This window comes from Roseivirga seohaensis subsp. aquiponti, assembly GCF_001267955.1.
Lineage (GTDB): Bacteria > Bacteroidota > Bacteroidia > Cytophagales > Cyclobacteriaceae > Roseivirga > Roseivirga seohaensis.
Genome location: NZ_JSVA01000016.1, coordinates 103899 through 115298 on the forward strand (window position 1 = coordinate 103899; position 11400 = coordinate 115298).

Genomic DNA, 11400 nt, shown 5'->3' on the forward strand with positions numbered 1-11400 from the left:
ATGGCAAGAATAAAACCCTTTCGAGCTTGGCGCTATAACCGTGATCTATCAGCAAATATTGAAGATTTAGCCTCCCCCCTTTTTGATGTTGTTTCAAAAAAACAACGGGAAGCACTATATAGCAACCCTTATAATAGTATACACATCAGCGTTCCCAAAAATATTGAAACGCAGAAGAGGACAGTAGAAGAATGGAAAGCAAAAGGTATTATCAATCAAGATCAAATACCAGGCATTTACGTTTATTACCAACATTTTTCACTACCTGGCAGTAAGCGAACATATATTAGAAAGGGCTTTATTTGTTTTATAGAAGCTACAGACTGGAACAGTGTAGATTCTGATGTACTTCGTCATGAAAACACAATGCCGCATTCTGTAAACGACAGAATAGATATTTTGGCACAAAGTCAAATGAATGTAAGCCCAACGCATGGGCTTTATTTCGACCCTGAATTTAGCCTTGAGCAATACATGGACGAAAGTATGAAAAACCCTATTTACGACAGGGAAGACTACCAAGGCGTTCGCGATGTTTTAAGCGTTATCCATGATTTTGAAGTTATCAAAAAATTTGTGGCTAAACTGAAAGATCAACAGGTAATTTTAGCCGATGGTCATCATAGATACGAAGGCTCTTTGCTCTATAAACAGCAAATGCAGGCTCAAAACCCAAACCACACTGGTAATGAGGCTTACAATTTTCATTTGATGTACCTCACCAATGCAGAAGCCGATGATTTAAGAATCCTACCTACCCACAGGCTACTCTCTGGCTTAAAAAACTTCAACAAAGAAGAACTGCTTCATAAACTTTCTGAAGACTTTATTATTAAACCACTAGACAACCCAAATGATGTAAATGAAATCATTTTAGGTAAAAAATGGGCCTTTGGTTTATTGTTTGGAAAAGAGGCCGTGAAAGTAAGATTGAAGCCTGAACGAATTACTGAACTCAAATGGAATTTCCCGCAGGTAGTAAAGGATTTAGACTTAACCGTAATGCACTATTTTATTATAGAAAAAGCATTGGGCATTTTAGGGAAAGACCAACGTAGTTCTGAGCATATTTCCTTTGAAAGAAACTTCTCAAACTGTTTAGAAAAAACCATTACTGGGGAAGTAGATTTTGCCATTATCACCCAAGACATCAGCATGGAAGATGTGAAAAACGTTTGCCACTCAGGATATACCCTACCTCAAAAATCCACCTATTTCTACCCTAAAGTAATTAGTGGTTATTTATTCGGATCAATTAAAGAAGATGAATTTACCCTACCATTTGATATTGGCTTCTAAATCGCCTCGAAGGCAAGAGCTGCTTCGATCTTTGGAAGTGGATTTTGAAATCAGAACGAAAGAGGTAGACGAGTCTTTTCCTGTATCAATACCCGTAAACGAAGTAGCTGAATACTTGGCGGTTAAGAAATCGCAGGCCTTTGAGAATCTAAAAGAAAATGAGTTGGTCATTACTTCTGACACAACCGTATTGAACCAAGGTGAAATCTTGAATAAAGCCGAAAATACACAGGAAGCGTTTGAGATGATTCAGTCGCTTTCAGGCAAAACGCATCAGGTAATCACAGGCGTTTGTCTTCGTTCTTCTAATAAAAAAACAAGCTTTTCAGAAACTACCAAAGTCACTTTTCGAAAGCTAGAAAAAGCTGAAATCGAGCATTATATCAAAAAATACAAGCCTTTCGACAAGGCAGGTGCCTACGGAATCCAAGAATGGATTGGCATGGTGGGCATAGAAAAAATTGAAGGTGATTTTTACAATGTAATGGGTTTACCCCTACATAGGTTATATAAAGAACTTCTAAGCTTTTAATCTCCATTTCTCATTGAAATCAATTTTGAACTTTAGTAACTAGCTATGGGTTAAATCGCTAATTTTAATCATGCTCGATTTTTGGTTCACGCTTTCTCCTTTCCTTCTAGGGCTATATTATTTAGCTATCTTTATTGTGGTTATTAATATTCTGCTTGAAAATCGAAACCCGCTAAAAACGCATTCTTACCTCTTATTGCTGTTATTGCTGCCTGTTTTAGGCCTAATCATCTATCTGTTTTTTGGGCAGCACATCAGAAAACGAAGGATTTTCTCTAAAAACCAATTGATCAACTCTGCTTTTGGCCAAAAATATATTGACGAATATTTAACCCCAGAGAATGCAACTCCTATTCATAAAGCTTTAGTAAGCGAACAATTCGATAAACTCATCCGCTTTTTAAGTCGCGATCTCTCTCCTCTTTCAGAAAATAATAGAATTACCTTATTGAAAAATGGGGAAGAAAAGTTTCCAGCACTTTTAGAAGCACTGAAACAAGCAAAAAATCATATTCATTTAGAATACTACATCTTTACTAGCGATGGAATCGGGCATCAAATCAGTGAGTTATTAATGGCTAAAGCCAAAGAGGGTGTTCAAGTAAGGGTGATTGTAGATGGTGTTGGAAGCCTCGGTTTAAAAAGCGCTTATTTCGAAAAAATGAAAAGCGCTGGTGTTGAAATTTATGAATTCATGCCAGTACTTTTCCCTTCATTTACCAGTAAAATCAATTACCGCAACCACAGGAAAGTGGTTATTATTGATGGTATTACCAGTTTTACTGGAGGGATTAATGTAGACGACCGTTATATCAACAATGGAAAATACCCAACCTACTGGCGCGACACCCATATTAAAATCGAAGGCTCCGCAGTAAAAACATTACAGTTTCTATTTATTCTCAATTGGCAATTTGTCTCTGGTCAGCCTTGGCGACCAACTGAAAAGCATTTCCCAAAAACCGAACCTTCATTTGGTTCTAGTTATGTTCAGGTAAACGCAAGTGGCCCCGATTGGGATTTAGCCAGTATTATGGACTCTTTCTACCTAGCCATTAATTCTGCTAGAAATAGTCTTAAAATTGCTACCCCATACTTCATTCCAAATGAGAGTATTATTAACGGAATCACTACCTCTGCCAAAAGTGGGGTTTCGGTAGAACTTATGATTCCCCATGCTTCTGACTCTTGGATTGTTCAAGCAGCCTCCATGTCTTATATGAAGTTGCTTTTAGAAGCGGGGGTTAAGGTTTACCTTTACAAAAAAGGGTTTCTGCATTCTAAAACGCTTACAGTAGACGGAAAGCTAGCCATAGTAGGCACAGCCAATATGGATTACCGAAGTTTCGACCTAAACCATGAGGTGAACACCTATATTTATGATCCTGCTATTGCTATTCAACTCAATCAGAATTTTGAAACCGATAAGGCCGATTGCGAAGAATTACATCTTAGTGAATGGAAGAAACGCAGTATTTCGAAGAAACTGCTCGAATCTGTTTGTAGATTACTTGCGCCATTGCTTTAAGCTCACAATTGGCAACTGAATAAACTTCATTCTGAACTTAGTTACCTGCATTTTATTTGTTTTCACTTATATTGAAAACAAACCAATATGCCATGCCTAATCCATCACAGTATACTAACCTAAACACCATCAAGTTTTTGATGTACAATGTTCATCAAACGGAAGAATTACTTGAAGCCAACCGTTATGCTGCTTACGACAAACCATCGATTGATCTATTGTTAGATTCGGTAAAAACCTTCTGCGATAAAAGCCTCCATCCTTTTATTAAAGAAATGGATGAAAAGCCTTCCTCCTTTGCAAACGGAGTAATTACGATTCACCCGCAATTTGAAAGCATTCTAAAAGAATCAGGCGAAATGGGACTTGTAGCTGCCATGTTCGAGGAAAAAGATGGCGGTTTACAATTACCGAACATCGTTTTTCATACGCTCTATTTTATGATGGAAGCCGCCAATAACCATGTTACGGGCTATTTAGGTTTAACCGCAGGTGCGGCAAACCTTATTGTCTCTTTTGGAAATGATTTTCTAAAAGAAACCTACGCGCAAAAAATGATGTCTCTAGAATGGACAGGCACCATGTGTTTGACCGAACCGCAAGCGGGATCGTCATTATCAGATGTAAAAACTACTGCCAGCCTTCAGGAAGATGGCACCTATAAAATCAACGGTCAAAAAATATTCATCTCCTCAGGTGACCATCAGTTTGCCGAGAACATTATTCATTTGGTATTGGCTCGAACAGAAGGCGCTCCTTCGGGCACAAAAGGAGTTTCGCTTTTTGTAGTTCCGAAGAAAATAGTAGCCGCTGATGGTAGTCTTGGTAAGCAGCAAGTGATTGTGGCCGGAGAATTTGAAAAACTGGGTCAGCGGGGTTATTGCACCTCGCATTTGGTTTTTGAAGACAGCGTTGGGCACATGATTGGAGACGAAAATCATGGCTTAATTTACATGTTCCAAATGATGAATGAAGCTAGAATTGCAACTGGCAGAATGGGAACGGGAATAGCCTCAGCTGCTTATTATGCTTCGCTTCAATATGCAAAAGAAAGGCCTCAGGGAAGAAAATTAACATCTTCAGGTAAAAAGGACTTAGACGAAGATCAAACCTTAATCATCAATCACCCTGATGTAAAACGAATGCTGCTCTTCCAAAAAGCCATTGTGGAAGGTTCTTTAAGTTTGGTAATGCAGGCCGCGCATTATGTGGATTTAGAACATATTTCAGAAGGAGAAGAAAAGGGACGTTACAATTTACTTCTAGAATTACTCACTCCTATCGCTAAAACCTATCCTTCAGAAAAAGGGCTTGAAGCAGTAAGTACAGGATTACAAGTACTTGGCGGCTACGGCTTCTGCATGGACTTTATTCTTCAACAATATTACCGTGACATTCGAATTATTTCCATTTACGAAGGCACAACAGGCATTCAGTCATTGGATTTATTAGGCCGAAAAGTGGGGTTAAAAAATGGCAAAGTGCTGGAATGGCTAGCCGAAGAAATTCAGTCTACTATTAAAGAAGCTAGCGCTCATGATTCACTCCAATTTAATATTCGAGTTTTAGGAGAAAGCCTTAATTCAATACAACAGGTTTTAGGTGCCTTAATGCCTCATGCTCAAAATGGGGATTTTGAACGCTACTTGGCCGATGCCACAATTTTTATGGATTTATTCGGAACGGTAGTAATGGGCTGGCAGTGGCTTAAAATCGGGGTTTCGGCACAGAAAGCTTTAGACACAAACGACAGCACTTACGCTACCGATTTCTATGAAAGCAAGCTTCACACACTCCAATTCTTTTATAAATATGAAATGAGCCGCTGCAAAGGACTTTCAAAAACCATCATGAATGAACTGGCTCTGACCATTGACATGAAACTGAGCTACCTAGATTAGGTATCTTTAACTTGTAAAAAACCCAAAAAGCAATCGTATTAATTGATGCAGCCTTTATCTTTGAGGCAATCCACAAAGCAATGAAGAAGTATATAAAATCAGCCTTATTATTCACTGTATTTGCACTTATAGCAATGAGTTCCGTTTCTTGTCAACAGGAAACTCCTTATGTAATCATGATTTCTTTTGATGGTTTCAGACATGATTATGTAGAAAAATATGACGCTCCGAATTTCAAGAAATTCATAGAAACAGGAACTTCTGCCGAAGCCATGCTTCCCTCATTTCCGAGTAAAACATTCCCAAATCATTATACATTGGTAACGGGGCTTTATCCGGGAAATCACGGCTTGGTGGATAATAATTTCTATGACCGCGACCTTGATTTACGGTATAGCATCGGCAACCGTAAAGTGGTAGAAAACCCAGCTTTTTATGGGGGGCTACCCTTGTGGCAATTGGTGCAAAAAAACGGAATGAAATCAGCTTCTTATTTCTGGGTGGGTTCCGAAGCCCCAATCGCGGGCAGTTTCCCTGATTACTATGAGATTTATGATGGGAAAGTGAAAAATGAAGATAGAATTTCAACGGTAATGGAATGGCTAAAATTACCCAAAGCTGAACGTCCTAATTACATTTCATTATACTTTTCTCTAGTGGACGACCAAGGACATGCCAACGGCCCTAATGGTGCTAAAGAATCTGTTTTAGAAGCCGATCGACTTCTGGGTTTAATCATGGAGCAGCTCAAACAAATTGATCTGCCAGTGAATGTGATTGTCACTTCCGATCACGGTATGAACGAAGTAGCCAATAATGAAGAAAGTTTGATTAACGTTGATGAAGTTCTGGAAGGAATAAATAAGGATGAGTACAGGTTTGTTAACAGTGGAACTCTCGCTCACCTTTATGTTAACGACCAATCAAAAACTGACCAAATATATACGGCCATTAAAGGAAAGGAGAATAATTTCACAGCCTACAAGAAAGAGGCCTTCCCTAAAAACTGGCACTATCAAAATTTGCGAAGTGGCGAAATAGTTTTGGTGGCCAATGCAGGTCACTCTTTAAATTCTAAAAGCAATTGGCAAAGAAATATTATTAGAGGCGGGGTACACGGAGAGCATGGTTATGATCCTTATCTCTCAGAAGATATGGCTACCATTTTCTACGCAAATGGGCCAAACATTAAACCAGGCTTCAAACTTACTAAGTTTGAAAATGTAAACGTTTACCCATTTGTAGCCCATATTTTAGGCATTAATGAGTTACCTGAGGTTGACGGAAAGTTGGAGGTGTTGAAGGGTGCTTACATAAAGTAAGAAATGTATATTTGATTTTTTAATAGGACAACAAGTACGTAATGACTGAACAAGAAGCCAACGAACTCCTCATAAGTAAGATTCTTAATAAAAAACTAACCAGTATTAGAGTATTCAACCACCACCAGCCCTACCCTTTTGTGGAAGAAAACGAGGCAGTAGTGGTTTCTGCTGCTGTAGCATTTGTTTTTGAAGACAGCCCACTTACCTTCTACTGGCATCCAGAAGATCAAATTTTCAACTTCTCTTTGGCCAAGGTAGAAGTAGATGAAGATTGGGATGATATTGAAATCACCAACATCGACACCTTCAAAAATATGGAAGGCGATGAAGTGAATGAAGTAGCCATCAATTGGACTTACTTCCAGAAACTTGATGAGAATTTCGAAATTCTAGAGGAAAAACTTTTTGTACCTCAAGAAATGGTGCTCAGCTTTTCTAACGGAAGTCAGCTTCAAATTGCCTGTGTAGATTTTAATATTGACCCAGTTTCAAATGACCTCGTGAACCTCAGTTACCATATGAGTGGCGGCTTATTGATGAGTGCTGTTCCCTATAAAGAAATAGCAGCACCAGTATATAACGACCTTTAGCGGCCTTCTTAAAATTTCTATCCACTCTAAAAATAGATGCGGTTGATAATCATTATGTTTGTGGGTGCAGATTTGATATAATGAGTACAGCAAAGTCAAAAAATTTACGAAACATTTGGTACGTAGCCTGTCATGGTAGCCTTTTGAAAAATGGGAAGACCATTGAGAAGGAAATAGACAGTGAGAAAATTCTTTTGGGCAGAGATGAACAAGGGAAGGTTTTCGCGCTTCGCAACCAATGTCCACACCGTGGCATTCCATTAACTTATGGCACTTTTGACGGCTGCGAAATTGAATGCTGCTATCATGGCTGGAGGTTTAAAACAGACGGCACTTGTTCTAAAATACCAACGCTCCCTCCTTCTTCTAAACTAGATGTAACTAAGGTAAGAGCGCCTTATTATCCGCTGCGCGAAGTGCATGGCATTGTACTGATTTACTTACCCAAAGACATGCGCAAGCCTGAGGACATGGACGAAAGTCTTTTCCCTCAGTTTCCTTTAAAAGAAGAAGCCAATTTCGATTTTGTGACTGCAAAACCGATGTCTTGCAGCCTCGATCATTCGGTGATTGGCTTGATTGATCCTGCACACGTTCCTTTTGTGCATCAATCTTGGTTCTTTAGAAAAAAGACCAACCTCAAGCTCAAGACAAAGAATTTTGCGCCTTCACACCTGGGTTTTAAGATGGTGCGGCATGAACCTTCTAAGAACTCAGCGGCTTATAAAATTCTAAAAAAAGAGCAGACTACGGAAATCAGTTTTCAGTTACCAGGCATCAGAATTGAGCATATTAAAGTGGGTGAAAATGATATCGTGATCATGACGGCCCTGACTCCTGTAAATGAAAACCAGACGGAATTGATTCAATTTATTTACACGGACATCGGTTGGTTCAAATACCTAAAACCTATCTTCTATCGCTTTGCCAACACCTTTATTCAGCAGGATGTAGATGTGTTTGAAAAGCTAAAGGAAGGCCTTCAAAACAACCCTCCACTGATGCTCATGGGCGACCCTGACATGCAGGCCAAGTGGTATAATGCCATTCGAACACGTTACGAAAAATGCCAAGAAGAGAAAACCCCTTTCGAAAACCCAATCAAGCCACAAACTTTACAGTGGCAGACTTAAATATCTCCCAATTGCGGACGAAGGATGATCTCCTCCACCACAGTATTGGGCGACAAGGCATGAGCAGCATAAATAGCATCAGCAACATCTGAAGCCTTCATAAATCGTTCTTCTGGAAGTCCCGCTCCTTCCCAGCTTGGCGTATAGGTTGCGCCAGCCAATATAGAAGTAACCCGTACTCCATGAGGTTTCATTTCCTCACGCAAAGCTTTTGTAAAACCCAGTAAGGCAAATTTGGAAATAGAATAGCTACCACCATTGGCATAAGCCTGAATTCCTGCAATTGAGCCCGTGGTAAAAACATGACCCGATTTGCGTTCCATCATCCCAGAAATCAATGCCCGTGTAAGGTGATAAGCGCTGTAAAGATTCGTTTCAATCATCATTTCTATATTTCCATCGTCTTCATTATGTACACTGCCCGGAATAAAAGTGCCTGTATTATTCAAAAGCAGATCCACGGGGCGATCAAAGGATATAATCATCTCAGCGAATTTAAGCACCTCCTGTTTTTTTGATAAATCTGCCTGGATTGTGTGAATCTCAATTTTAGGGAAAGCCTCATTTACCTCTTTCTTGAGCTGTTTCAGGTCTTCTTGGTTTCGCGCGCAAGTCATAATATCGAAGCCTTCTTTGGCAAATTTCTCAATGGTAGCTCTGCCAATTCCCTTAGTTCCTCCGGTAATTACTGCCAGTTTTTTCATGTTTGAATAATTGTTTCAGATTTTTACGTTTTACCAACGACTTGAAATTAGATCAATTTGTTCAATTAAGATGGCCCAAGCCGAATCTTTTGCCTCAAGTTTTGTTATTTTACCACCCTGTTAATTTAATCACCCTGATGGAAATGCTTTTTTAATGAAGAGTCTCGGCAAATACTTATTGTTTATAAGCTCTCTTTTCAAAAATCGTGAGTCGTTCAAAACCTATGTTAAATTAACCCTTGACGAGTGTATGTTGGTGGGTATCAACAGTATCGTTTTGGTAGGTTTGGTTTCGCTTTTTATCGGAGCAGTATCTACCCTTCAAACGGCATACAACCTTGTTAACCCACTTATTCCCGATAGTGTTGTAGGGCTTGTGGTTCGAGATTTAACGATTTTGGAATTGGCTCCAACAATTACCGCTATCATTTTCGCTGGTAAAGTTGGGTCTAGCATTGCAGGAAACCTTGGTACCATGCGAATTACAGAGCAAATTGACGCGCTTGAAGTTATGGGAATTAACTCTTCTTCCTATTTGGTACTTCCTAAAATAGTAGGCACGCTTATTATGTATCCGCTGCTCGTAATTCTAGCTGGAGTATTGGCAATTTTAGGAGGATTCTTGGCTGCTAAATTTGGTGGTGTAGTTTCTACAGCCGACTACTTTATGGGACTCAAAATGGACTTCAATCAATTCACTGTTTCTTTCGCATTAATAAAATCTGTTGTTTTTGGCTTTCTAGTCTCATCCATTTCTTCCTATATGGGCTTTTTTACCAAAGGCGGTGCATTAGAAGTAGGTCAGGCCAGTACACGCGCGGTAACTGTAAGCTGTATCGCCATTTTGTTCAGTGATTTCATTCTCGCTCAATTACTTTTAGTAAGATGATAGAAGTTAAGAATTTAGTAAAGTCTTTCGATGATAAGGTGGTCTTAAATGACATCAGTGTGAAATTTGAGAAGGGAAAGACGAACCTGATCATTGGTGCAAGTGGGTCGGGAAAAAGTGTAATGCTTAAGAATATCGTTGGCCTTTTCAAACCTGATTCAGGAGACATTCTTTACGATGGAAGAGATTTTATTAACGCCCACAGAGACCTAAAAACCGACATTCGAAGAGAAATAGGAATGCTTTTTCAAGGAGGTGCGCTTTTCGATTCAATGACTGTAGAGCAGAATGTGAAATTTCCATTAGATATTCTAACCAAAATGCCCGAAGATGAAAAACTCGATAGAGTAAATTTTTGTCTGAAACGGGTAAAGTTAGAAAACACCAATAAGCGAATGCCTTCAGAAATTAGTGGTGGCATGCAAAAAAGAGTGGGTATTGCTAGGGCCATCGTAAACAGCTCTCAATACCTGTTTTGTGACGAACCTAATTCTGGACTCGACCCAATTACTTCGATCAAAATAGACCGTTTACTAGCGGAAATTACGGAGGAATACCAAATCACCACCGTGATTGTAACTCATGACATGAACTCAGTAATGGAGATTGGCGAATACATTATGTTCCTTAGCAATAGCCACAAACTTTGGGAAGGCAATAGTGATGACATTATGCATTCTGGTGTTCAAGAACTTGACGAGTTCGTATTTGCCAACAAAATGATGCGCAAGTTTAGGGATCAATAGTCTAGGTTGGCCTACAGCCTAGACTAAATACGATCCATAACAAACTGTACAATTCTATCGCAACGGCAGTTCCCGAATTCAAAAGCTGATACATCTACGGATTGCTTAAACAATTCTTCTTTCAGCATCTTCTTCGCCCTATACAACCTTACTTTTACATTGCTTTCGGTTAAATCGAGCGCAGCTGAAATCTCGGTATTATTCATGCCCTCCACTTGATGCAGCATAAAAATCACCCTGTATTTCTCTGGCAATTGGTCAATGGACTTCTCCACCATCAATCGGGTTTCGTGTTTAATTACGTTCTTTTCAGGATTCATTTGTCCGTTATCTGGGAGTAGAAAAATTCGACCAGACGCTTCCGCGTGTTCGTCAATAAAAAATATCCGTTTGTTCTTTCTAATCTTTTGTAGCGCCTCATTCATTCCAATTCTTACCAACCAAGTAGAAAAAGCGGCTGTACCTTTAAACTGATCTAACTTTTCATAAGCTTTAAGGTAGGCCTCTTGCATAGCATCTTCTACATCACCTTCAACAGTCATATAGCTCCTAATCACACGATAGAGTGTTTGATTATATCTGCGCATCAGTATCTCAAAGAGTTCCTTTTCACCACCCAATACTCTCCTGATGATTTCCGAATCCGACATTTTTCCAATGGTAATGTCATTCAATTTAATCGCTTCCATTTTTAGTGAGGTTTGAACATTAGATAACGACACTTCCATTTGGTTACAAAATTTATAACCAAAC

The 11400-nt window shown here is 39.2% G+C and carries 11 protein-coding genes; 9 read left to right on the forward strand and 2 right to left on the reverse strand.

The features are described 5' to 3' along the window. The 7 genes from OB69_RS13970 (at window position 1) to OB69_RS14000 (ending at window position 8308) form a co-directional block, all read left to right on the forward strand. Window positions 1-1299, forward strand: coding sequence for a DUF1015 domain-containing protein (locus OB69_RS13970; protein ID WP_053224357.1), 1299 nt, complete (start codon window positions 1-3; stop codon window positions 1297-1299). Beyond that, the gene (locus OB69_RS13975) at window positions 1265-1831 is read left to right on the forward strand and encodes a Maf family nucleotide pyrophosphatase (RefSeq protein ID WP_053224358.1); all 567 of its coding nucleotides are present in this window, start codon (window positions 1265-1267) and stop codon (window positions 1829-1831) included. Before OB69_RS13970 ends, OB69_RS13975 begins: the two co-directional genes overlap by 35 nt. A 70-nt stretch (window positions 1832-1901) precedes the next feature. After that, window positions 1902-3359, forward strand: a complete 1458-nt coding sequence (gene cls, locus OB69_RS13980) for a cardiolipin synthase (RefSeq protein ID WP_053224359.1) — start codon at window positions 1902-1904, stop codon at window positions 3357-3359. 92 nt (window positions 3360-3451) lie between these two features. Then, window positions 3452-5260, forward strand: coding sequence for an acyl-CoA dehydrogenase (locus tag OB69_RS13985; protein ID WP_053224360.1), 1809 nt, complete (start codon window positions 3452-3454; stop codon window positions 5258-5260). Between the two features lie 80 nt (window positions 5261-5340). Next, on the forward strand, window positions 5341-6582 hold the full coding sequence (locus OB69_RS13990; RefSeq protein ID WP_053224361.1) for an alkaline phosphatase family protein: 1242 nt from the start codon (window positions 5341-5343) through the stop codon (window positions 6580-6582). Between the two features lie 41 nt (window positions 6583-6623). Further along, window positions 6624-7175 (forward strand): hypothetical protein, encoded by a 552-nt coding sequence (locus OB69_RS13995; protein WP_053224362.1) that lies wholly within the window; start codon window positions 6624-6626, stop codon window positions 7173-7175. Between the two features lie 80 nt (window positions 7176-7255). Beyond that, a complete protein-coding gene (locus OB69_RS14000) occupies window positions 7256-8308 on the forward strand; it encodes an aromatic ring-hydroxylating oxygenase subunit alpha (protein WP_053224363.1) in 1053 nt (350 codons plus the stop codon). On the opposite strand, the gene OB69_RS14005 is transcribed toward OB69_RS14000, so the two are convergent. Further along, complete coding sequence (locus tag OB69_RS14005) at window positions 8305-9012, reverse strand: SDR family oxidoreductase (protein WP_053224364.1); 708 nt, start codon at window positions 9010-9012, stop codon at window positions 8305-8307. The two genes, OB69_RS14000 and OB69_RS14005, sit on opposite strands and share 4 nt — an antisense overlap. 154 nt (window positions 9013-9166) lie before the next feature. Between OB69_RS14005 and OB69_RS14010 the strand changes: the two genes are divergently transcribed. Together OB69_RS14010 and OB69_RS14015 are read left to right on the forward strand one after the other, a co-directional pair. After that, window positions 9167-9901: an MlaE family ABC transporter permease gene (locus OB69_RS14010; protein ID WP_053224365.1), complete on the forward strand. Its 735-nt coding sequence runs from the start codon at window positions 9167-9169 to the stop codon at window positions 9899-9901. Beyond that, entirely contained in the window at window positions 9898-10647 is a 750-nt protein-coding gene (locus OB69_RS14015) for an ABC transporter ATP-binding protein (RefSeq protein ID WP_053224366.1), read from the forward strand. Before OB69_RS14010 ends, OB69_RS14015 begins: the two co-directional genes overlap by 4 nt. Window positions 10648-10670: 23 nt before the next feature. Here OB69_RS14015 and OB69_RS14020 read toward each other — a convergent pair whose 3' ends face one another. Continuing rightward, a complete protein-coding gene (locus tag OB69_RS14020) occupies window positions 10671-11336 on the reverse strand; it encodes an RNA polymerase sigma factor (protein ID WP_053224409.1) in 666 nt (221 codons plus the stop codon). Between the last annotated feature and the right edge of the window lie 64 nt (window positions 11337-11400).

Coding starts and splice junctions, on each gene's coding strand:
- OB69_RS13970 (WP_053224357.1), top strand. CDS start 1: ATGGCAAGAATAAAACCCTTTCGAGCTTGGCGCTATAACCGTGATCTA.
- OB69_RS13975 (WP_053224358.1), top strand. CDS start 1,265: ATGAATTTACCCTACCATTTGATATTGGCTTCTAAATCGCCTCGAAGG.
- cls (WP_053224359.1), top strand. CDS start 1,902: ATGCTCGATTTTTGGTTCACGCTTTCTCCTTTCCTTCTAGGGCTATAT.
- OB69_RS13985 (WP_053224360.1), top strand. CDS start 3,452: ATGCCTAATCCATCACAGTATACTAACCTAAACACCATCAAGTTTTTG.
- OB69_RS13990 (WP_053224361.1), top strand. CDS start 5,341: ATGAAGAAGTATATAAAATCAGCCTTATTATTCACTGTATTTGCACTT.
- OB69_RS13995 (WP_053224362.1), top strand. CDS start 6,624: ATGACTGAACAAGAAGCCAACGAACTCCTCATAAGTAAGATTCTTAAT.
- OB69_RS14000 (WP_053224363.1), top strand. CDS start 7,256: ATGAGTACAGCAAAGTCAAAAAATTTACGAAACATTTGGTACGTAGCC.
- OB69_RS14005 (WP_053224364.1), bottom strand. CDS start 9,012: ATGAAAAAACTGGCAGTAATTACCGGAGGAACTAAGGGAATTGGCAGA.
- OB69_RS14010 (WP_053224365.1), top strand. CDS start 9,167: ATGAAGAGTCTCGGCAAATACTTATTGTTTATAAGCTCTCTTTTCAAA.
- OB69_RS14015 (WP_053224366.1), top strand. CDS start 9,898: ATGATAGAAGTTAAGAATTTAGTAAAGTCTTTCGATGATAAGGTGGTC.
- OB69_RS14020 (WP_053224409.1), bottom strand. CDS start 11,336: ATGGAAGCGATTAAATTGAATGACATTACCATTGGAAAAATGTCGGAT.